The following is a 21,099-nucleotide window of genomic DNA, read 5'->3' on the forward strand; positions in this document are numbered from 1 at the left end:
ATGACAAAGAAATCCCTTGACCACGGCATCATGGCGTTTGGCGCCGACGATATCGCCGGCTGTTTCGATAGCGGCACCCTGGGCCGCGGGCGCGGCTATGCGCAGCGCGGCATGGTGCTGTCTGTCACGGTCGGCGATGGGGTAATCAAGGGCCGGGTCGGCGGTAGCGGCGGGCAAAGCTACCGCCAAACGATACGGCTCAAGCCCGCCGCGCGCGGCGTGCGCGTCGATGGCGATTGCAGCTGTCCCATGGATCACAATTGCAAGCATGTGGTGGCCGTTTTGTTGCGTTACCTGGAACTGGCGCCGGCGCCGTCCACCTCTGCCGGCAAAGACGGCATGTCGCCGCAGCTGGGCGCCTGGCTGCGCAAGATGGCGCAGGCCCTCGCGCCCCAGCCTGCCGCCAGGCGCGTTGGCGCCACCGCACAGCCCATGTACCGGCTGGTGTATGTGCTGATGCCCAAGCCGGGCGGCCAGCTGCATCTGTGCTTGTGCCGTGCCCGGCTGGGCGCGGGCGGCACGATCGCCTCGGCTGCGGTAGTGAGCAATTTGTCCGATATACGCGACTATCCGCCGGCGTATGTCACGCCGGCGGACAGTTATGCGGCCCATCTGTTTTTCCTGCTTTGTGGCAATGCCCAAGACAGTGCCTCAGCTGAAATCAGTGGCGCCATCGGTGCCGAATTGCTGCAGCGTTTGCCTCAAGAACAGCGTCTGTTCCGCGCGGCCACGCACGACGACTTGAAAAACGGCAGGTTGACACCACTGCTGGCGGCCGATGCGCGCCAGGCGCGCCTGGCCTGGATCTGGCAGGAAGACGACAGCGTGATGCTGCGCTGGCAGACGGACGATGGCGCGCCGCTGGAACATGTGCTGGCGACGCAGCCGGCGCTGTTCGTGCACGGCGCGGAAATCGGCCCGTTGACCTTGCCCGACAGCCTGGCCGGCATGGCGGCGCTCGAGCTCCAGGCGCTGGTGGCCAAGGCGCCGCGCGTGGCCGAAAAGCAGCGCGCACTGCTGGTGCGCGAGCTGGCCGCGCAAGGGCTGGAGCAGCTTATCGCGCCGCCGCCGCCGTTGCGAAATATCGTCCGGCGTGACATCGCGGCACGCCCTTTCCTGCTGCTTGGCAGCGTCGACAGCGATACCGCCGGCGCGCCGCCGCACGACTTCGCGCTGCTGGCGTTTGATTATGACGGCGTGCGCGCGTCCACCGACACGGCGCAAAAACTGCAGCGTCATGCTTCCAGCGGCAAGGAGACCATCAAGCGCGATGCCAGGGCGGAGCGGGCCGCCATGGCCACTCTGCGCAACAGCGGATTTGCCGCCGCCGCCGCGTCGCCGCTGCACGCGATGGCCGGCGTGCTGCAACTGCCTGACCAGGTTGCCTGGATCGATTTCGCGGCGCATGGCGTGCCGGCCTTGCGCCAGCAGGGCTGGCTGATCGAATACGGCCCCGGCTACCGTTACGACCTGGCGGCGATCGATGAATGGTATGCCGACGTGGCCGAGGAGGGCGAGGGCGGCAATGCCTGGTTCGAGCTGGAGCTGGGCATCGTGGTGGGCGGCCAGCGCGTGCCCTTGCTGCCGGTGCTGCTGCAACTGATACGGACGGCGCCCGACAGCTTCAATCCGCAGGTGCTGGCCTTGCACGACGATGCCGAACACCTGATGGCCAGCCTGCCCGGCGGCGCCAGGGTGGCGCTGCCGTGGAGCCGCGTCAAGCCGATTCTGCATGCCTTGGGCGAGCTGTATTTCAAGGACCACATCGGCGCCGGCATGCGCCTGCCGGTGCTGGACGCGGCGCGCCTGGCCGAACTGGAAGCGGGCGCGCAACTGCGCTGGACCGGCGGTGAACGGCTGCGCCAGCTGGGCGCCAGGCTGCGCGCCTTCGACGGCATCGCCCCGGTTGCCGCGCCGGCCGGCCTGCAGGCGGCGCTGCGTCCTTACCAGGCCGAAGGCGTGGCGTGGATGCAGTTCCTGCGCGAGTACGACTTCGCCGGCATCCTGGCCGACGACATGGGGCTGGGCAAAACCATCCAGACCTTGTGCCACATCCTGCTGGAAAAGGAAGCGGGACGATTGATCGCGCCGGCGCTGGTGGTGGCGCCGACCAGCTTGATGGGCAACTGGCAGGCCGAAGCCAGGCGCTTTGCGCCCGGCTTGCGGGTGCTGCTGCTGCACGGCGCACAGCGCGTCCAGCACTTCGAGACGATGGGGCAATACGATCTGGTGCTGACCACTTATGCGCTGCTGCCGCGCGACGAGGAAACGCTGCGCGGCCAGCGCTTCCACTTGCTGATCCTCGACGAATCGCAATACATCAAGAACAGCCGCTCCAAGGCGGCGCAAACGGCCGGCCTGCTGCAGGCCTCGCACCGCCTGTGCCTGACCGGCACGCCGCTGCAGAATCACCTGGGCGAACTGTGGTCGCAGTTTCACTTCCTGATGCCGGGGTTGCTGGGCGACGAAAAAAGCTTCAATGGTGAATTTCGCAAACCAATAGAAAAGCTGGGCGACAGTGCGCGCAACGCCTTTTTGATCCGCCGCATCAAGCCTTTCCTGCTACGCCGTACCAAGGACAAGGTGGCGGCCGAATTGCCGCCCAAGACAGAGATGGTGCGCGAAGTCGAACTGGCCGGCGCCCAGCGCGACCTGTACGAAACGGTGCGCCTGGCGATGGATGCGAAGGTGCGCGCGGCGATCGCCGCCAAGGGCCTGGCGCGCAGCCAGATCGTGATCCTGGAAGCCTTGCTCAAGCTGCGTCAGGTATGCTGCGATCCGCGCCTGGTGGCCGGCGCGGGCAAGAAAGGCGCGGCGCCGTCGGCCAAGCTGGCCGAATTGATGGAGATGCTCGAAGCGTTGCTGGCCGAAGGGCGCAAGGTGCTGGTGTTTTCGCAATTTACCAGCATGCTGGCGCTGATCGAAGCGCCGTTACGCGAGCGCGGCATCGCCTATGCTTTGCTGACCGGCGAGACGCGTGACCGCGGCGCGCAGGTCGACGCATTCCAGCAGGGCGCCGTGCCGGTCTTCCTGATCAGCCTGAAAGCGGGCGGCGTGGGGCTGAACCTGACGGCCGCCGATACCGTCATCCATTACGACCCCTGGTGGAATCCGGCGGCCGAAAACCAGGCCAGCGACCGCGCCTGGCGCATCGGCCAGGACAAGCCGGTGTTCGTCTACAAGCTGATCGCCAGAGGGACGCTGGAAGAAAAAATCCAGGACATGCAGCGCCGCAAGGCCGAGCTGGCCGATGCGGTGCTGGCCGACGGCCAGTCGCAAACGCTGGCCGTCACGCACGACGATCTGCAGGCGATTTTCGCACCCTTGTCCGCTGCTGCCTAGACTTTCAAAAACTCTTCCTTGTTGCCCAGCCAGCGCGCCAGGTGGGCTTCCACCGTGGCGGCGCTGGCGGGCGAAGTGGCGTGCAGCAGGTCGTGCGCCACGTCGCGCGCCTGGTCGACCAGCCATTGATCGGTTTCCAGGTCGGCGAAGCGCAGCATGGCCTGGCCGGACTGGCGCGCGCCGAGAAATTCGCCGGGGCCGCGGATTTCCAGGTCGCGGCGGGCGATTTCAAAGCCGTCGGTGGTTTCGCGCATGGTCATCAAACGCTGGCGCGCCACGCCGCCCAGCGGGCCCTGGTACAGCAGCAGGCAGACGCTGGCCGCCGAGCCGCGCCCGACGCGCCCGCGCAGCTGGTGCAGTTGCGACAAACCAAAACGCTCGGCGTGCTCGATCACCATCAGCGAGGCGTTGGGCACGTCGACGCCCACCTCGATCACGGTGGTGGCCACCAGCACCTGCAGCTGGCCGGCGATAAAGGCGTCCATCACCTCCTGTTTTTCGGCCGGCTTCAGGCGGCCGTGCACCAGGCCCACCTGCAGCGCGGGCAGCGCTTCGGCCAGCATCATGTAGGTGTCGGTGGCCGTTTGCAGCTGCAGCGCTTCCGACTCCTCGATCAGCGGGCAAACCCAGTACACCTGCCGGCCTTCCAGCGCGGCCGCATACACGCGCGCGATCACCTCGTCGCGCCGGTTCTGGTCGATGGCGCGCGTGACGATCGGGCTGCGCCCGGGCGGCAGCTCGTCGATCACCGACACTTCCAGGTCGGCGTAATAGGTCATGGCCAGCGTGCGCGGAATCGGCGTGGCCGACATCATCAGCTGGTGCGGCACGGCCGCGCTATCGCCCTTGTTGCGCAGGGTCAGTCGCTGGCCCACGCCGAAGCGGTGCTGCTCGTCGACGATCACCAGGCCCAGTTTCGAGAACTGGACGTTGTCCTGGATCAGCGCGTGCGTGCCGATCACCAGCTGCGCCTCGCCCGATTCGATCAGCGCCAGCGCCGCCGTCTTTTCCTTCTTTTTCAGGCTGCCGGTCAGCCAGGCCACCTTCACGCCCAGCGGCTCCATCCAGGCGGCGATCTTGCGGAAGTGCTGTTCGGCCAGGATCTCGGTCGGCGCCATCAAGGCCGCCTGGTAGCCGCTGTCGATCGCCTGCGTGGCGGACAAGGCCGCCACCACCGTCTTGCCGCTGCCGACGTCGCCCTGCAGCAAACGCTGCATCGGATACGGCTGGCGCAGGTCGGCGCGGATTTCATCGAGCACGCGCGCCTGCGCGCCCGTCAGACTGAACGGCAGCGCAGCCTGGAAGGCATGCGACAGGCTGCCGATAAAGGGCAGGGCGGCGGCGCCCTTCGAGCGGCGCGCGCGCTGGGCGCGTTTCAGCGACAGCTGCTGGGCCAGCAGTTCATCGAACTTCATGCGCACCCAGGCCGGGTGCGAGCGGTCCATCAGCGCGCTCTCGTCGATCTGCTGCGGCGGGTAGTGCAGCAGGCGCACCGCCGCCTGGAACGGCGACAGCTGCATCTGGCGCAGCAGGGATTCCGGCAAGGTATCGGTCCAGTCGATGCGTTTCATCGCTTCGGCAATCTCGCGCCGCAGCACATGCTGCGACAGGCCTTCGCCGGACGGATACACGGGCGTCAGGGCGGTCGGCAGCGGCGCGCCCTCGTTCACCACTTTATACACGGGGTGGACCATCTCGGCGCCGAAGAAGCCGTGCTTGAGTTCGGCGCGCGCGCGCACCCGCGTGCCTTCGGCCAGCTGTTTCACCTGGCTGCCGTAAAAGTTCATGAAGCGCAGCAGCAAATCACCCGTTTCATCGGCGATGGTGACCAGCAACTGCTTGCGCGGCTTGAAACTGACTTCGCACTTGGTGACCACGCCTTCCACCTGCCACGACTCGCCGCCGCGCAGGCAGGCGTCGCGTATCGTATACACCTTGGTTTCATCTTCGTAGCGCATCGGCAGGTGCAGCACCAGATCCATATCGGTACGCAAGCCCAGCCGGGCCAGTTTCGTTTCCGTGCTGACCACTTTTTTGACGGCTTTTGGCTTCGGTGCTGGCTTGGCTGCGGGCGGCAGATCTGGCGTTGCGGACTTGAAATCAGGCATATAAGAGATTTTGTTGCCGCTAGCGTAAAATAGAGGGTTGTCCGGCACACCCTGTGCGTACCGCGCAGAGAATCTTGCGGCGGATTATTGTAATGCCTGTATAGGCGCACAGTATAGTGCCACACGCCGCATTGCGCACTCCTAATCATTGTTGACGTATTTTTCAAGCAAAACGCATGTATTCGCTTTCCGATTTCGATTTCAATTTGCCGCAAGAAAATATTGCGCAAACTCCTTTGGCCGAGCGCAGCGCCTCGCGCCTGTTGCACCTGGACGGCGACGCCGTGGTGGACCGCAGCTTTGCCGATATCCTCAATCTGCTGCAAGCCGGCGACCTGCTGGTGATGAACGACACGCGCGTGCTGAAAGCGCGTTTCTTCGGCGTCAAGGAAAGCGGCGGCAAGATCGAGGCCCTGGTCGAGCGCGTGCTCGATGAGCGCACCGTGCTGGCCCAGGTGCGCGCCTCGAAGTCGCCGCCACCGGGCTGCCGCATCCGTCTGGCCGACGCCTTTGACGTGACGGTCGGCCAGCGCGCCGGCGAATTCTTCACCTTGCACTTCGAAGCCGACGTGTTCGAGCTGATCGAGGCGCATGGCCGCCTGCCGCTGCCGCCGTATATCGAGCACGACGCCGACGAGTTCGACGAAACGCGCTACCAGACCGTGTTCAACAAGGTGCCGGGCGCCGTCGCCGCGCCGACGGCCGGCCTGCATTTCGACCAGGCCCTGCTCGACCAGCTGAAAGCCAAGGGCGTCAATTTCGCCTATGTGACGCTGCATGTGGGCGCCGGCACCTTCCAGCCGGTGCGCACCGAAGTGTTATCTGAACACAAGATGCATACCGAGTGGTACACCATGCCGCAGGACACCGTGGACGCCGTGCGCGCCACGCAGCAAGCTGGCCGCGACGTGGTCGCCGTTGGCACCACCAGCCTGCGCGCGCTGGAGTCGGCCTCGCAAAGCGGCCAGTTGCAAGCGGGCAGCGCCGACACGGCCCTGTTCATCACGCCCGGCTATGCCTTCAAGACCGTCACGCGCCTGATCACCAATTTCCATTTGCCGAAATCGACCCTGCTGATGCTGGTGTCGGCGTTTGCCGGCTATGCGCCGATCCGCCATGCCTATGCGCATGCGATCGCCCAACACTACCGTTTCTTCAGCTATGGCGACGCGATGCTGCTGACCACGCAATCGCGCGCGCCCCTGAACATCACCCCTTCCGTGAAAGACTGACATGCTGGAATTTACCGTCCTCAAGACCGATACAAGCGGCTTGACCAAGGCCCGCCGCGGTACCTTGAAACTGAACCATGGCGTCGTGCAGACGCCGATCTTCATGCCAGTGGGCACTTACGGTTCCGTGAAAGCCATGTCGCCGCTGGAACTGAACGAGATCGACGCGCAGATTATCCTGGGCAACACGTTCCACTTGTGGCTGCGTCCGGGCAATACCGTCATGGAAAAATTTGGCGGCCTGCACGGCTTCATGGGCTGGAACAAGCCGATCTTGACGGACTCGGGCGGTTTCCAGGTGTTTTCGCTGGGCGCCATGCGCAAGATCACGGAAGAGGGCGTGCATTTCAATTCGCCCATCAACGGCGATAAACTGTTCCTGTCGCCGGAAGTGTCGATGCAGGTGCAGCGCGTGTTGAATTCCGACATCGTGATGCAGTTCGACGAATGCACGCCGTACGAAATCCAGGGCCGTCCGGCCACCTTGGAAGAAGCGGCCAAGTCGATGCGCATGTCGCTGCGCTGGGCCCAGCGCTCGAAAGATGAATTCCACCGCGGCGAAAACCCGAACGCGCTGTTCGGCATCGTCCAGGGCGGCATGTTCGAGATGCTGCGCGACGAGTCGCTGGCCAAGCTGGAAGAGATCGATTTTCCCGGCATCGCCATCGGCGGCCTGTCGGTCGGCGAGCCCAAGGAAGACATGATGCGCATGCTGGCCCACGTCGGCCCGCGCCTGCCGGCCAACAAGCCCCATTACCTGATGGGTGTCGGCACGCCGGAAGACTTGGTGGCCGGTGTCTCGAACGGCATCGACATGTTCGATTGCGTGATGCCGACCCGTAACGCAAGGAATGGCTGGCTGTTTACGCGTTTTGGCGACATCAAGATCAAGAACGCCAAGTACAAGGAAGACCAGGCGCCGCTGGACGAAACCTGCGGCTGCTACGCCTGCCGCAATTTTTCGCGCGCCTATCTGCACCATCTGCACCGCTCGAAGGAAATCCTCGGCGCGCGCCTGAACACCATCCACAACCTGCATTACTACCTGGATCTGATGCGCCAGATGCGCGAGGCGCTCGATGAAGACCGTTTCCATGCATTTACCTTGCAGTTCCATGCGGAACGGGCACGCGGAACTTAAGAAATCCTTAGAGCAAGTACAACATCGGCCAGGCCGTATGTTTTCTGTCTTGCCGCTTGGTGGGGGCGGGAAAGCATTGCATAATGCCTTTTTAGCCCCATTTGAAGCTGCCATGCCGCCATTCAGGCAAGGTGGACGACAGCCGATGCTAGAATACAGCGCTATTTTTCCAAACTGATTAGAACTGGAGTCACCGTGTTTTTCATTTCCAACGCTTACGCCGCCCCTGCCGATGCCCTGGGCCTCGGCAGCAACCTGACCAGCTTTTTGCCACTGGTATTGATGTTCGTGGTCATGTATTTCCTGATGATCCGTCCACAGCAAAAACGCGCCAAAGAACAGCGGGCGATGATGGACGCGCTGGCCAAGGGTGATGAAGTCGTCACCGCCGGTGGCATGCTGGGCCGTGTTGTCAAGGTAGTGGACGCCTACGTCACCATCGAAGTGGCGACCGGCACCGAAATCATGGTGCAAAAGAGCTCCATCACCACCTTGCTGCCTAAAGGCACCCTGAAGGCGCTGTAATTACCGCTGTAGTTATGTGACATGGGCGGCTACCCGCCGCCCGATGTGCTGCCTGCGACGCCTCCGACGCTCAACACTGAACGCTGAATCAATATGAATCGCTACCCTGTCTGGAAATACATTCTCATCGCCGTCGCCTTATTGCTGGGCATACTGTATACGGTGCCCAATTATTTCGGTGAATCGCCGGCGTTGCAAGTAACCAGCGGCAAGTCCACCGTCAAGGTGAGCAGCGAGCTGATGACGCAAGTCGAGCAGGTATTGACGAAAGAAAACGTCAAGTCGGAGGCCATCACCTATGACGGCGTCGGCAACCTCGCCTCCGTGCGCGTGCGTTTCGCCGATCCCGATACCCAGTTCAAGGCCAAGCTGGTGCTGGAAAAGGACCTCAATACCGATCCGACCGACCCGACCTATGTGGTGACGGTCAACCTGCAGGCCAATACGCCGCACTGGCTGCAAAAAATCCACGCTCTGCCGATGTTCCTGGGCCTGGACTTGCGCGGTGGCGTGCACTTCCTGATGCAGGTCGACGCGAAAGCCGTGCTGACCAAGAAAGTACAGGGCATCCAGTCCGCCGCGCGCAGCGTCTTGCGTGACAAGAATATCCGCCATGCCGGCATCGACCGCGTGGGCGACAGCATTGAAATCAATTTCCGCGACGCCGATACGCGCCAGAAAGCGAAAACCACGCTGTCCGACCAGATGAGCGAACTGGCGTTTGCCGACACCGGCAGCGGCAGCGACCTGAAACTGATCGTGACCCTGAAACCGGCCGCGCTGAAAGCCACCGTCGATGAAGGCGTGAAACAGAATATCTCGACCCTGTCCAAGCGCGTCAACGAGCTGGGCGTGGCCGAGCCGCTGATCCAGCAGCAAGGCCCTGACCGCATCGTGGTGCAACTGCCAGGCGTGCAGGACGTGGCCCGCGCGAAAGCCATTATCGGCCGCACCGCCACCCTGGAAGTGCGCCTGGTCGACGAGACCATCGTGCCGGGCACCGAAATGTCGAGCGCGATTCCGTTCAACTCCGAACTGTTTACCGTCGGCAAAGGCGTGCCGGTAGTGCTGTCGAAAGACGTGATCCTGACGGGCGACTATATCTCCAGCGCCACCGCCAGCTTCGACCAGAACCAGCAGGCAGCCGTATCGATCGACCTGAACGGCGATGGCGGCCGCAAGATGCGCGAAGCGACCCGCGAGCGCGTGGGCAAGCGCATGGCCATCGTGCTGTTTGAAAAAGGCAAGCCGGAAGTATTGTCGGTCGCCACCATCCAGCAGGAACTCGGTTCGCGCTTCCAGATCACCGGCATGGGCGGCGCCGAAAACGCCAACGAACTGTCGCTGCTGCTGCGTTCGGGCGCCCTGTCGGCACCGATGACCGTCATCGAAGAACGCACCATCGGCCCGCAACTGGGTGCGGAAAATATCGCCAAGGGTTTCCATTCGACCATGTACGGTTTCCTGGCGATCGCCATCTTCATGATCATCTACTACATGATGTTCGGCGCTTTCAGCGTGCTGGCCCTGGCCTGCAACCTGTTGCTGCTGATCGCCCTGCTGTCGATGATCCAGATTACCCTGACCTTGCCTGGTATTGCCGCGATTGCGCTGGCGCTGGGCATGGCGATTGACGCCAACGTGCTGATCAATGAACGTATCCGGGAAGAACTGCGCGCCGGCAGCACGCCGCAGGCGGCGATCTCCGCCGGTTTCGACCGCGCCTGGGCCACCATCCTGGACTCGAACGTCACCACCCTGATCGTCGGCGTGGCCCTGATGGCCTTCGGCAGCGGTCCGGTGCGCGGCTTTGCCATCGTGCACTGCCTGGGCATCCTGACCTCGATGTTCTCGGCCGTGTTCGTCTCGCGCGGCGTGGTCAATCTCTGGTATGGCCGCAAGAAAAAGCTGACCTCGCTGTCGATCGGCACGGTCTGGGTCCCTGGCATCAGCAAATAAGCGGCCCGGACTTGCAATAGCGTCATAGCGAAAGCGTCCGGTGGCCCAGCCGCCGGACGCACAGAATAGAACTCAGAGGATTTCATGGAATTTTTCCGGATCAAAAAAGATATTCCCTTCATGCGCCACGCGTTGATTTTCAACGTGGTTTCGGCACTGACATTTGTCGCCGCCGTCTTCTTCCTGTTCCACAAGGGCTTGCACCTGTCGGTCGAGTTCAAGGGCGGCACGGTGATGGAGGTCAAGTACCCGAAAGCGGCCAACCTGGAAGGCATCCGCGGCACGCTGATCAAGATGGGCTATGAAGAGCCTGGCGTGACCAGCTTCGACACGGCGCGCGACGTCATGATCCGCCTGCCGGTGGAAAAAGGCGTGTCCGCCGCGAATACCTCGCTTCGCGTGTTTGAAACGCTGTGCAAGGTCGAGCAGGGCAGCACCAAGGCGATCGATACCGTCACCGAAAAAGGCGAGCACGTGTTGAAGAGCGCTTGCGTGGATGCGGCCGGCAATGAAGCGCTGGTGATGCAAAAGGTGGAATTCGTCGGCCCGCAAGTGGGCGAGGAACTGGCGCAGAACGGCCTGAACGCCCTGGTGATGGTGATCATCGGCGTGATGATCTACCTGGCCATCCGTTTCGAATGGAAATACGCGGTCTCGGCGATTTTCGCCAACCTGCACGACGTGGTGATCATTTTGGGCTTCTTCGCCTACTTCCAGTGGGAATTCTCGCTGACGGTGCTGGCGGCGATCCTGGCCGTGCTCGGCTACTCCGTCAACGAATCGGTGGTGATCTTTGACCGTATCCGCGAAAACTTCCGCAAGCAGCGCAAGGCATCCGTGCATGAAGTGATCGACAATGCGATCACCAGCACCATTTCGCGTACCATCATCACCCACGGCTGTACCCAGATGATGGTGCTGTCGATGCTGTTCTTCGGCGGCCAGACCCTGCATTACTTCGCCATCGCGCTGACCATCGGTATCTGCTTCGGTATTTACTCGTCGGTGTTCGTGGCGGCGGCGATCGCCATGTGGCTGGGCGTCAAGCGCGAAGACCTGATCAAGCCGGTCAAGGAAAAAGACGAAACCGACGGCGCCGTGGTGTAAGCCAGCGTCAGTATTTGAATTATCGGAACGGTCACCGCAGGTGGCCGTTTTTTTTTATAGGTGAGGGCATCATGAGCCGCAGCGGCCGCTTGTTTTTGTTGATGGACGCCATGCGCGCCAAGCGGGTGCCGGTGACGGCGGCGCAGCTGGCGCAGCAGCTGGGTGTCTCCGAACGCACCATCTACCGCGACATCCAGACCCTGGCCGAGCTGGGCGCGCCCCTGCAGGGCGAGGCCGGCGTCGGCTATCTGCTGCGCCGCGGCGCCTTTTTGCCGCCCCTGATGTTCGATGCCGATGAGCTCGAAGCGCTGGTGCTGGGCGCGCGCTGGGTGCGCCGCCAGGGCGATGCGGCGCTGGCCCAGGCGGCCAGCAAGGCGCTGGCAAAAATCGCCGCCGCCTCGCCGCGCGATTTGCGCGACAGCATGGCCGATACCAGCTTGTGGGTGCCGCTGGGCAAGACCGCCGACGATGGCGCGCCGGCCGACCGTTTCGTGCAGCCGGTGCGCGAGGCGATCCGCCATGAATGCAAGCTGACCCTGGGCTACCAGGACGAGCACGGCAATGCCACCGCGCGCACCGTCTGGCCGTTTGCGCTGGCGTATTTCGAAGGCAAGCGCTTGCTGGCCGCCTGGTGCGAACTGCGCGGCGATTACCGCCATTTCCGCATCGACCGCATCGCCAGCGTCGACAGTGGCGAACGCTATGCCAAACGCCGGCATGAGCTGCTGACAGTATGGCGGAAGATGTACGATATCGAGCCGGAAACGTAAGCGCTTCTCCTGACAAAAACTGTCAGTGCCGGCTCGTACCATGGTGGCTTCTTCACTGACCGGAGCCATCATCATGCGCCTGTATCACAACCCCATGTCGTCCAACGCCCGCCGCACCCTGATGACGGCGATCCACCTCGAGCTGCCGGTGGAACTGGCCGAAGTCGACCTGATGAACATGGACGACCGCCGCCGCCTGGCCGAGCTCAACCCCAACGTCAAGGTGCCGGTGCTGGCCGATGGCACGTTCTTGCTGTGGGAATCGTGCGCCATCATGCAATACCTGGCCGGCAAGGCACCGGGCCAGACCGTGTATCCCGAAGAAGCCCAGGCGCGCGCCGACGTCGACCGCTGGATGTTCTGGTGTTCGCAGCATTTCGCGCCGGCCATAGGCGTGCTGACCTGGGAACGGGCATGGAAGGGCATGACGGGCTGCGGCGATGCCGACCCGCTGGAGGTGGCGCGCGGCGAGCGCGAACTGGCAGAATGCGCGTTCGTGCTCGACAACCACTTGGCCGGCCGCAGCTGGGTCTGCGGCGACAGCCTGAGCCTGGCCGATTTCGCCCTGGCCGCACCGATGATGTACAGCGAAAAGGTCGCGTTGCCGCTGGCGCAGTATGAACATCTGCAAGCCTGGTTTGCCCGCGTGCAACAGCTGCGGGCCTGGCAGGAGACCAATCCCCTGTGGTAACACGATAGTGTGGCCTTACGTTAGCCAGCGCACGGAGCGCGCCTGCAGGCGGACATAAGATGGAACTGTCTCTTTCAGGACATCCCTAGCTTTGGACTTTACCCGCTTTCGAGCGGGTTTTTTTTGGTCACTTGAAAAGTTGCTAATTGCCTGCATCTGGGCAACATACGCTGATCGACAAGGACCGCCATGTTCATGCCACGCCACCCCAAGCCACTGCTCAGTACCCGCGCGATTGCCACCATGGTGGTGCAGCAGCGGCAGCGCACGCCGGCGGTGGACAAGCATGTACTGATTATCGAGACCGCCCGGCCGGTACCGGCGCCCGTGGCGCCGGTCAAGAAAGATCAGTGAACCAGCACGTGCAGCAGCGACTGCACTTCCTCGTCGGCGTCGGCCAGGATGCTCGACAAGGTCGCGTCGTCGCCGATCAGGCAGTCGATGCTGCGCGCGGCGCGGGCGTTGCGCACGGCAATCGCCGCCGGGCTTTCGTTCAACGGTGACGAGACGGGGGACAGGTCGTTGGCCAGCAGCAGGGTGTCGCCCAGCGATTCAGGGGGAATCGCGCGCATGCCTTCCCACAGCGAAGCGATGGCGTTCATCACCGCCTCCGGTACCTTCAGCTTGGACAGCACGCCGTGGCCGATCGCCTGCTCGCCATGTTCGACCCATTCCTGCGGTTCGCCATCGAGCAGGCCGGGGAACTCGGCCGCGCGCGACAGCAGATAAAAGCCGCCCACTTCATGCATGATGCCGGAAAACAGCGCCGTATCGGCATCGACCTTGGTCACGCGGCGCGCGATCACCTGCGACAGCGCCGCCACATGGGCCGTGTGCTCCCATAGCTGCGCGGCCTTGGCCTGCAGCGCCGGGTCGGTAATCGTGCTGCCCAGCTGGCGCACGATCAGCGCGGCCACCACCGATTGCAAGGTGCGCACGCCCAGGCGCTGCACCGCATTGCGCACGCTGGTGATTTCGATGCCGGAACGGTTGAAGGCGGCCGAATTGGCGATCGCCACCGTGCGCGCGGCCAGCAGCGGGTCGGCCTGCACCAGCTTGGCGGCCGCTTCGATATGGCAATCGGGATCGGCCAGCGCCTGCTGCAGCTTGAGCGAAGCGTCCACATTGGCGGGGAAAGTCAGCTCGCCACGGCCAGCAAGTGCGGCGATACTTTTAAAGGCGTCGAGTCTGTTCATCGAAAAAATTATACTCGCAATATTTCTTTGCGGAACTTTTTCAACTTGATTTTTTCGCAAATAAAGCAAGTTGGCGCAAGCAACTGCCTGGTAAACGAAAAATGGGCATGCCGCAATCCATGCGCCATGCCCATCGGTGCAAATTTTACGGTTTACAACACTTCACTGAAGATCGCGTCGCAGCCCTCTACCAGCTCATCGCTGTCTTCCAGTTCATCCGTCAGCCCCAGGTCGAACAATTCCTCGACCGCGTTCATGAAGCTGTTGTGCTTGGTGGCGCCGATCAGGCGGTAGATTTCGCCGTCTTCGTTGCGCACGCCGATGATCAGTTTTTCCTGGCGCACCAGTTCCGGCGTGCTGGCGTTGAGCAGCAGGTTACCGATGATGTGTTTGTCGAAATGGGCAGGTTTTTTGCCGTCGAGCAGGGAGGTTTTCAACTTGGTTTCCTTTGATATTGTTAGATGCTTGCTTGATGAGTTTTCAGCTGTGGCCGTTTGCAATGGCCTGTTTCAGTCCCGCCAGGGTCGTTTCCAGGCGGCTGAAATCGTCTTCGGTATAGCCTTCAAACAAGTGTTGCCCTTGCCGGGTGAGCTTGGGAAACACCTCATGAAACACTTGCTCGCCTTCTGTGCTCAGGCGCACGAAATAGGAGCGCTTGTCGCGCGTGCAGCGTTCGCGCTTGACCAGTCCTTTTTGCTCCAGCCGTTCGATCACGCCCGTCAGCGTACCCTTGGTGATCAGGGTTTTCTGGCCCAGTTCCTTGTAGGACATGCCGCAGGTATTGCCCAGCGTGGCGATAATGTCGAACTGCGCATGCGTCAGGCCGTACTGGCGCACGAAGTCGCTCGAAAAGCGTTCGAAGCCTTGCATGCATTCGGCCAGCAACCGGATACTTTTTAAATATCGTTCACCCATAGGGCGTGATTATATCCTTCTGTCCGGCTTTTTTCCGGCACCCCCGAACTCCGGTATCATGTGCGCACTCCAGCCCTCGACCTGACTCCGCCTGCCGATGTCCTTTGCCAATCTCTCCCGTATCGGCCTCGATAAACCGCTGCGCTTGCTGTTGATCCATGCGGGCGACGCCGAATCGATCACCTGGGCAGGACTGGTGCAGCCGCTGCGCCTGTGCGCACGCGCACTGGGGCCGCAAGCGTTGCAACTGGAGATCCGCACCCCCGAACAGGTGGCGGCCCAGGGGGGCAACTGGCATGTGGCCCTGCTGGTGGCCGACGAGACCGAAGCGCCGCTGGCCCCTGAATTGTGCCGCGCCGTGATCGAGCGCTGCCGCTCGGCGCCGTTCTGGGGCGGCGTGGGCGCGGCCGTGCTGTGGCTGGCCGACGCCGGCGTGATGGACGGCGTGCGCATCGCCCTGCCATGGGCGCTGTATGCCGATGCGGAGGCCAAGGCCGAGCGCGCCATCCTGACGCCGCATCTGTTCGATATCGACGGCCCCCACATCACCTGCTGCGGCGGCGCGGCCAGCATCGATTTTTCGCTGACCCTGATCGAGACGATTTTCGGCGCCGACGCCCAGGCATTGATAAAAGAAGCGCTGTGCGTGGACAAGGTGCGCGGCAAGGAAGAGCGCCAGCGGGTGGCCCTGCAGGCGCGCTTCGGCGTGCTGCAGCCGAAATTATCGGAAGCGGTGACCTTGATGGAAACCAATATCGAGGAGCCGCTGTCGACCGACGACATCGCCAGCCTGGTGGGCCTGTCGCGGCGCCAGCTGGAACGGCTGTTCAAGCAATACCTGGGCAGCCTGCCGTCGCGCTACTACCTGGAACTGCGGCTGCAAAGATCACGGCAACTATTGCTTGATACACACTATTCCATTGTGCAAGTAGGGCTGATGTGTGGCTTTTCGTCCGGCTCGCACTTTTCCACCGCGTTTGGCACGCTGTTCGGGAACACTCCCCGCGAAGAGCGCCAAAGGAAACTGATGCCGCCAGGCTAGACTCCATCAGGGTTGCCACGGGATTTACATGTGATGAATTGTGAAAATCCTTGTCGCAGATTCAAAAGAGTTTTAGCATCCCGCTTTTTATAATGCAGTACACGCGCAGCTGTCGTAGCTGCGGGAGTACCTAACATATAGATGGGGAATGCTATGAATGCCAAGCTTGATTCGACCGTAACGGCTCGTCCAGTCACCCGCGAAACCTATGATCAGGTTCTCGTTCCCACTTACGCTCCCGCCGCCATGGTGCCCGTGCGCGGCGCCGGCCTCGATCTGTGGGACCAGTCCGGCAAGCATTACCTCGATTTCACCTCCGGCATCGCCGTCAACAGCCTGGGCCACTGCCATCCGGCGCTGGTCGAAGTGTTGACCAAGCAGATCAACACCCTGTGGCACCTGGGCAATGGCTACACCAACGAGCCGGTGCTGCGCCTGGCGCAAGCGCTGACCGAAGCGACTTTTGCCGACCGCGCCTTCTTCTGCAACTCGGGTGCGGAAGCCAATGAAGCGGCCCTCAAACTGGCGCGCAAATACGCGCATACGAAATTCGGCGCGCACAAGTCGCGCATCATCTCGTGCTTCAGCTCCTTCCATGGCCGCACCCTGTTCACCGTCTCGGTCGGTGGCCAGTCCAAGTACACGGAAGGCTTCGAGCCGCTGCCGCCATCGATCGACCATATCGCCTACAACGATATCGAAGCGGCGCGCGCCGCCATCGGTGACGATGTGTGCGCGGTGATCGTCGAGCCGGTGCAAGGCGAAGGCGGCGTGGTGCCGGGCAATCCTGAATTCCTCAAGGAACTGCGCGCCCTGTGCGACAAGACCGGCGCCCTGCTGATTTTCGACGAAGTGCAGTGTGGCATGGGCCGTACCGGCGCCCTGTTCGCCTACATGGGCTATGGCGTCACGCCGGACATCCTGACGGCCGCCAAGGCGCTGGGCAATGGCTATCCGATCGGCGCCATGCTGACCACCGAAGAGCTGGCGCAAACCCTGGCTGTGGGCACCCACGGCACCACCTACGGCGGCAACCCGCTGGCCACCACCGTCGCGTTGAAAGTGCTGGAAACCATCAACACGCCGGCCTTCCTGGCGCGCGTGAAGGAAGCCAGCGTCAACACCATCGCCATGCTCGAAGGCCTGATCAACGACTACCCGCAAGTGTTCTCGGTGGTGCGCGGCAGCGGCTTGTTGCTGGGCCTGGTCGTCAGCGATGCCTGGAAAGGCCGCGCGAAAGACATCCAGAAGGCGGCCGAAGCGCAAGGCCTGATGGTGCTGATCGCCGGCATGGACGTGGTGCGCCTGGCGCCGGCGCTGATCGTGTCGGATGAGCAGATTGCCGAGGCGGGCCGCCTGCTGCGCGCCGGCATCGACGGCCTGCTCAAGGCATAAGCCGGCAAGACACCGCAGCATCACTTCACCGGCCCGCCGCCTTCGCCGCGGGCCGGCCTGGTTTTACCCTGTGTTCAAGGAGTCTCCATGTATGTTGTCCGTCCGGTAGCCATCGCGGATATCGCGGCCCTCGAAGCACTGGCCGCGGTCACCATGCCGGGTGTCCATACCCTGCCGAAGACGCGCGAGAAAATCGCCGCTTCCGTCGAGCGCTCCATCGCCTCATTTGCCGCCCACGTCGACATCCCCAGCGAAGAATCGTATCTGTTCGTGCTCGAATCGCTGCTTGATAACAGCATCCTGGGCACGGCCGCCATCTTCGCTTCGGCCGGCTCGAACGGCACCTATTTTTCCTTTCGCAACGACGTCATCCAGCAAGTCTCGCGTGACCTGAACATCAGCCACAGCGTGCATGCGCTGACCTTGTGTTCGGAGCTGACGGCGTACTCGCAACTGTCCGGCTTCTATGTGCGCAACATGGAGCAGGCGGGCCTGGAAGCGGCGCTGCTGTCGCGCGCGCGGCTGCTGTTTGCCGTCCTGGCGCCGCACCGTTTCGGCGACCGTTTCTTCGTGCCGCTGGCCGGCATCACCGATGGCAACGGCCAGTCGCCGTTCTGGGATGCGCTGGGCCGCAAGTTCTTCCAGATGGATTTTCTCGATGCCGAAAAGGTCATCGGCGGCGCGCGCAACCGCACCCTGATCGTCGAACTGATGCCGCATTACCCGGTCTATGTGCCGCTGCTGCCCGGCGACGCGCAGGCGGCCATGGGCCAGATCCATCCGAGCGGCGAACTGGCTTTCAATTTGCTGACGGAAGAGGGTTTTGAAGCCGACGACTATATCGATATTTTCGATGGCGGTCCGATCCTGCAGGCGCACAAGAATTCGCTGCGCTCGTTTACCGGTTCGCTGACCCGCCGCGTGACGGCCGGCATCACGCCCAGCCGCACCGGCCTGAAAGTCAATTATGCGATCGCCTCCGGCGCCGAGCGCAATTTCCGCGCCGTCACGTTCGCCTGCGATGCGCTGGAAGCGCAGGACACGGTGGGCCTGCCTGCCGACCTGCTCGACGCGCTGGCGGTGTCCGCCGGCGACAGCGTCATCTGCGTGCGCATCTAACCGAGGAATCCTATGCTAGTAGTTCGCGCCATCAACGCTTCCGACCTGGACGCCCTGTACGGCCTGGCCAGCCAGGTCGGCACCGGCATGACCACCCTGAAACCCGACATGACCATGCTGGGCGACCGGCTGGCGATTGCCTGCGCCTCGTTTGCCGAAACCATTCCGCCCGAGAAGCGCGACTACATGTTCGTCATGGAGGATACCGACTCGGGCCGCCTGGCCGGCGTGTGCGCCATCAAGGGCGCGGTCGGCCTGGAAGAGCCGTTTTACAATTACCGCATCGGCACCCTGGTCCATTCCAGCCGCGAACTCGACGTGTTTACGCGCATGGAAACGCTGTACCTGTCGAACGACCTGACGGGCAGCACCGAACTGTGTTCGCTGTTCCTGCACCCCGATTACCGCAGCGGCAACAACGGCAAGCTGCTGTCGAAAAGCCGTTTTCTCTTCATCGCCCAGTTCCCCCATTTGTTCACGGAAAAGCTGATCGCCGAGATGCGCGGCTACCAGGCCCAGGACGGCAGCTCGCCGTTCTACGAAGGCCTGGGCCGCCACTTCTTCAAGATGGATTTCCACCATGTCGACGACCTGACCAGCCTCGGCAAGAAATCATTCATCGCCGAGCTGATGCCGCGCCAGCCGATGTACGTGGCCTACCTGCCCGACGAAGCGCAGGAGGTGATCGGCAAGGTCCATCTGAGCACGGCGCCGGCGCGCCGGCTGCTGGAACAGGAAGGCCTGCACTTCGAAGGCTATGTCGATATTTTCGACGCCGGCCCGGTGCTGCAGGCGCGCGTGTCGGAACTGCGCGCCATGCGCGACAGCCTGCCGGCCGTGCTCGACGCGCAGGCCAGTGCGGACAACTGCGCATTGCCGGCCGATGCCGAGCCTTACCTGGTGTCGAACACCGACCTGAAGGATTTCCGCATGATCGTCACCGACGCCATGCCGCAAGGCGGCAAGCTGGCATTGCACGACGATGAATTGCATCTGCTGCGCTGCCGGCACGGCGACACCGTGCGCACGCTGTCACTCAACCCGAGGAAGCATACCCATGTCTGAACAATTCAATCCAGCATCCGCCCCATCGAACTTCATCAACGGCGCCTGGCTGCCGGGCAGCGGCGCTGAACTGGTGACCATCGACCCGTCCAACGGCCGCCAGACCTGGGCCAGTTTGGCCGCGACCGAACGTGACGTGGAACAGGCCTGCCTGGCCGCCCGCGCCGCCTTTGATGCCTGGGCCGATACGCCCGTCGACGAGCGCATCGCCGCCTGCGTGCGCTTTCGCGACCTGCTGAAAACCAATGCCGAAGAACTGGCCTTGCTGATCTCGGCGGAAGTGGGCAAACCCTTGTGGGAGTCGCGCACGGAAGTGGCCACCATGGCCAACAAGATCGATATCTCGGTGCAGTCGTACAAGGCGCGCACCGGCATCACGCAAAGCACCATCGCCGACGGCGACGCCGTGCTGCGCCACCGTCCGCACGGCGTGTTCGGCGTGTTCGGTCCGTACAATTTTCCGGGCCACCTGCCGAACGGCCATATCGTGCCGGCCCTGATCGCCGGGAACACGATCGTCTTCAAGCCCAGCGAATATGCGCCGCGCACGGCCGTGAAAACCGTGCAGCTGTGGCAGCAGGCCGGCTTGCCCGATGGCGTGCTCAATCTGGTCAACGGCGCGCGCGATACCGGCGTGGCGCTGGGCGCCAACGCCCTGCTCGACGGCGTGCTGTTTACGGGGTCCTGCCAGACCGGCGTCTCGCTGCACCGCCAGTTCGGCGGCCAGCCCGGCAAGATGCTGGCGCTGGAAATGGGCGGCAACAACGCGCTGGTGGTATGGGATGTGCAGGACGTGGACGCCGCCGTGCACCACGCGATCTTTTCCGCGTTTGTCTCGGCCGGCCAGCGCTGCACCTGCGCGCGCCGCCTGGTGGTGCAGGACAACGCTGCCGGTGCCGCTTTCGTGGCGCGCCTGGTGGAAGTGGCGGGCAAGCTGGGCCTGGGCGCTTCGAACGCCCAGCCCGAGCCGTTCATGGGCCCTGTCGTCTCCGCCGCCGTGGCAAAACGCCTGGTGCAGGCGCAGGCCGACATGGTCGCCAAGGGCGGCGTGACCTTGCTGCAGATGCGCCAGCTGAACCCGGAAGCAGGTTTTGTCACGGCCGGCATCGTCGACGTCACCGACGCAAAAGGCATCCCTGACGAAGAGTGGTTTGGCCCGCTGCTGCAGGTGATCCGCGTCAGCGATTTCGACGCGGCCCTGAAGGTGGCCAACGCCACCGAGTTTGGTCTCGCGGCGGCCTTGCTGTCCGACGATGCGGCGCTGTGGCAGCGCTTCCAGACGCGCGCGCGCGCCGGCATCATCAACTGGAACCGCCCGACCACGGGCGCGGCCAGCACGGCGCCGTTCGGCGGCATCGGCAAGTCGGGCAACCATCGGCCTAGCGCCTATTACGCGGCCGATTATTGCGCCTACCCGGTCGCTTCGATCGAAAACGCGACCTTGTCCCTGCCGGCCAAGCTGTCGCCCGGTCTGCATTTCTAAGGAGTGACC

The 21,099-nt window shown here is 63.1% G+C and carries 18 protein-coding genes; 14 read left to right on the forward strand and 4 right to left on the reverse strand.

Annotation, left to right across the window (positions count from 1 at the left end; all coding sequences use genetic code 11):
- Entirely contained in the window at positions 1-3,342 is a 3,342-nt protein-coding gene (locus ACP7B7_RS25930; protein WP_426078598.1) for an SNF2-related protein, read from the forward strand.
- Here the strand turns inward: ACP7B7_RS25930 and recG are convergent.
- Positions 3,339-5,450, reverse strand: coding sequence for an ATP-dependent DNA helicase RecG (gene recG / locus ACP7B7_RS25935; RefSeq protein ID WP_308924025.1), 2,112 nt, complete (start codon positions 5,448-5,450; stop codon positions 3,339-3,341). The genes ACP7B7_RS25930 and recG overlap by 4 nt on opposite strands.
- A 176-nt stretch (positions 5,451-5,626) precedes the next feature.
- Between recG and queA the strand changes: the two genes are divergently transcribed.
- The 8 genes from queA to ACP7B7_RS25975 all read left to right on the forward strand — a co-directional run bounded on the left by queA (position 5,627) and on the right by ACP7B7_RS25975 (position 13,229).
- On the forward strand, positions 5,627-6,682 hold the full coding sequence (queA, locus tag ACP7B7_RS25940; protein ID WP_426078599.1) for a tRNA preQ1(34) S-adenosylmethionine ribosyltransferase-isomerase QueA: 1,056 nt from the start codon (positions 5,627-5,629) through the stop codon (positions 6,680-6,682).
- Position 6,683: 1 nt separating this feature from the next.
- Positions 6,684-7,823 (forward strand): tRNA guanosine(34) transglycosylase Tgt, encoded by a 1,140-nt coding sequence (gene tgt, locus ACP7B7_RS25945; RefSeq protein ID WP_426078600.1) that lies wholly within the window; start codon positions 6,684-6,686, stop codon positions 7,821-7,823.
- 195 nt (positions 7,824-8,018) lie between these two features.
- Complete coding sequence (gene yajC / locus ACP7B7_RS25950; protein WP_426078601.1) at positions 8,019-8,348, forward strand: preprotein translocase subunit YajC; 330 nt, start codon at positions 8,019-8,021, stop codon at positions 8,346-8,348.
- A gap of 93 nt (positions 8,349-8,441) precedes the next feature.
- On the forward strand, positions 8,442-10,307 hold the full coding sequence (secD, locus tag ACP7B7_RS25955) for a protein translocase subunit SecD (RefSeq protein ID WP_426078602.1): 1,866 nt from the start codon (positions 8,442-8,444) through the stop codon (positions 10,305-10,307).
- An 84-nt stretch (positions 10,308-10,391) separates the two neighbouring features.
- Positions 10,392-11,414 (forward strand): protein translocase subunit SecF, encoded by a 1,023-nt coding sequence (secF, locus tag ACP7B7_RS25960; protein ID WP_308924029.1) that lies wholly within the window; start codon positions 10,392-10,394, stop codon positions 11,412-11,414.
- Between the two features lie 71 nt (positions 11,415-11,485).
- Positions 11,486-12,184, forward strand: a complete 699-nt coding sequence (locus tag ACP7B7_RS25965; RefSeq protein ID WP_426078603.1) for a helix-turn-helix transcriptional regulator — start codon at positions 11,486-11,488, stop codon at positions 12,182-12,184.
- Positions 12,185-12,224: 40 nt separating this feature from the next.
- Positions 12,225-12,875: a glutathione S-transferase family protein gene (locus ACP7B7_RS25970; protein WP_308924031.1), complete on the forward strand. Its 651-nt coding sequence runs from the start codon at positions 12,225-12,227 to the stop codon at positions 12,873-12,875.
- A gap of 189 nt (positions 12,876-13,064) precedes the next feature.
- Complete coding sequence (locus tag ACP7B7_RS25975; RefSeq protein ID WP_426078604.1) at positions 13,065-13,229, forward strand: hypothetical protein; 165 nt, start codon at positions 13,065-13,067, stop codon at positions 13,227-13,229.
- Here ACP7B7_RS25975 and ACP7B7_RS25980 read toward each other — a convergent pair.
- The 3 genes from ACP7B7_RS25980 to ACP7B7_RS25990 form a co-directional block, all read right to left on the reverse strand.
- Positions 13,223-14,071: an HDOD domain-containing protein gene (locus tag ACP7B7_RS25980; protein ID WP_426078605.1), complete on the reverse strand. Its 849-nt coding sequence runs from the start codon at positions 14,069-14,071 to the stop codon at positions 13,223-13,225. The two genes, ACP7B7_RS25975 and ACP7B7_RS25980, sit on opposite strands and share 7 nt — an antisense overlap.
- A gap of 152 nt (positions 14,072-14,223) precedes the next feature.
- Positions 14,224-14,508: a hypothetical protein gene (locus tag ACP7B7_RS25985; RefSeq protein ID WP_308924034.1), complete on the reverse strand. Its 285-nt coding sequence runs from the start codon at positions 14,506-14,508 to the stop codon at positions 14,224-14,226.
- 43 nt (positions 14,509-14,551) lie between these two features.
- Entirely contained in the window at positions 14,552-14,941 is a 390-nt protein-coding gene (locus ACP7B7_RS25990; protein WP_308924035.1) for a MarR family winged helix-turn-helix transcriptional regulator, read from the reverse strand.
- 142 nt (positions 14,942-15,083) lie between these two features.
- Here ACP7B7_RS25990 and ACP7B7_RS25995 point away from each other — a divergent pair, with 142 nt between their 5' ends.
- The 5 genes from ACP7B7_RS25995 (at position 15,084) to astD (ending at position 21,090) form a co-directional block, all read left to right on the forward strand.
- Positions 15,084-16,028, forward strand: a complete 945-nt coding sequence (locus ACP7B7_RS25995) for a GlxA family transcriptional regulator (RefSeq protein ID WP_426078606.1) — start codon at positions 15,084-15,086, stop codon at positions 16,026-16,028.
- A 153-nt stretch (positions 16,029-16,181) separates the two neighbouring features.
- Positions 16,182-17,423, forward strand: a complete 1,242-nt coding sequence (gene astC, locus ACP7B7_RS26000; protein ID WP_308924037.1) for an acetylornithine/succinylornithine family transaminase — start codon at positions 16,182-16,184, stop codon at positions 17,421-17,423.
- Between the two features lie 87 nt (positions 17,424-17,510).
- The gene (locus ACP7B7_RS26005) at positions 17,511-18,542 is read left to right on the forward strand and encodes an arginine N-succinyltransferase (RefSeq protein ID WP_426078607.1); all 1,032 of its coding nucleotides are present in this window, start codon (positions 17,511-17,513) and stop codon (positions 18,540-18,542) included.
- A 12-nt stretch (positions 18,543-18,554) separates the two neighbouring features.
- Positions 18,555-19,607, forward strand: coding sequence for an arginine N-succinyltransferase (astA, locus tag ACP7B7_RS26010; protein WP_308924039.1), 1,053 nt, complete (start codon positions 18,555-18,557; stop codon positions 19,605-19,607).
- Positions 19,600-21,090: a succinylglutamate-semialdehyde dehydrogenase gene (gene astD / locus ACP7B7_RS26015; RefSeq protein WP_426078608.1), complete on the forward strand. Its 1,491-nt coding sequence runs from the start codon at positions 19,600-19,602 to the stop codon at positions 21,088-21,090. Before astA ends, astD begins: the two co-directional genes overlap by 8 nt.
- Positions 21,091-21,099 lie beyond the last annotated feature (9 nt).

Origin of the sequence: Janthinobacterium sp. PSPC3-1 (assembly GCF_049896105.1) — a bacterium.
Lineage (GTDB): Bacteria > Pseudomonadota > Gammaproteobacteria > Burkholderiales > Burkholderiaceae_D > Janthinobacterium.

Excerpts from the sequence above, each read along its gene's own strand:
- secD (WP_426078602.1), top strand. The coding sequence starts at position 8,442 with ATGAATCGCTACCCTGTCTGGAAATACATTCTCATCGCCGTCGCCTTA.
- ACP7B7_RS25990 (WP_308924035.1), bottom strand. The coding sequence starts at position 14,941 with ATGCAAGGCTTCGAACGCTTTTCGAGCGACTTCGTGCGCCAGTACGGC.
- secF (WP_308924029.1), top strand. The coding sequence starts at position 10,392 with ATGGAATTTTTCCGGATCAAAAAAGATATTCCCTTCATGCGCCACGCG.
- ACP7B7_RS26005 (WP_426078607.1), top strand. The coding sequence starts at position 17,511 with ATGTATGTTGTCCGTCCGGTAGCCATCGCGGATATCGCGGCCCTCGAA.
- ACP7B7_RS25965 (WP_426078603.1), top strand. The coding sequence starts at position 11,486 with ATGAGCCGCAGCGGCCGCTTGTTTTTGTTGATGGACGCCATGCGCGCC.
- tgt (WP_426078600.1), top strand. The coding sequence starts at position 6,684 with ATGCTGGAATTTACCGTCCTCAAGACCGATACAAGCGGCTTGACCAAG.
- ACP7B7_RS25975 (WP_426078604.1), top strand. The coding sequence starts at position 13,065 with ATGTTCATGCCACGCCACCCCAAGCCACTGCTCAGTACCCGCGCGATT.
- ACP7B7_RS25970 (WP_308924031.1), top strand. The coding sequence starts at position 12,225 with ATGGTGGCTTCTTCACTGACCGGAGCCATCATCATGCGCCTGTATCAC.
- recG (WP_308924025.1), bottom strand. The coding sequence starts at position 5,450 with ATGCCTGATTTCAAGTCCGCAACGCCAGATCTGCCGCCCGCAGCCAAG.
- astD (WP_426078608.1), top strand. The coding sequence starts at position 19,600 with ATGTCTGAACAATTCAATCCAGCATCCGCCCCATCGAACTTCATCAAC.
- ACP7B7_RS25995 (WP_426078606.1), top strand. The coding sequence starts at position 15,084 with ATGTCCTTTGCCAATCTCTCCCGTATCGGCCTCGATAAACCGCTGCGC.
- queA (WP_426078599.1), top strand. The coding sequence starts at position 5,627 with ATGTATTCGCTTTCCGATTTCGATTTCAATTTGCCGCAAGAAAATATT.
- astA (WP_308924039.1), top strand. The coding sequence starts at position 18,555 with ATGCTAGTAGTTCGCGCCATCAACGCTTCCGACCTGGACGCCCTGTAC.
- astC (WP_308924037.1), top strand. The coding sequence starts at position 16,182 with ATGAATGCCAAGCTTGATTCGACCGTAACGGCTCGTCCAGTCACCCGC.
- ACP7B7_RS25930 (WP_426078598.1), top strand. The coding sequence starts at position 1 with ATGACAAAGAAATCCCTTGACCACGGCATCATGGCGTTTGGCGCCGAC.
- ACP7B7_RS25980 (WP_426078605.1), bottom strand. The coding sequence starts at position 14,071 with ATGAACAGACTCGACGCCTTTAAAAGTATCGCCGCACTTGCTGGCCGT.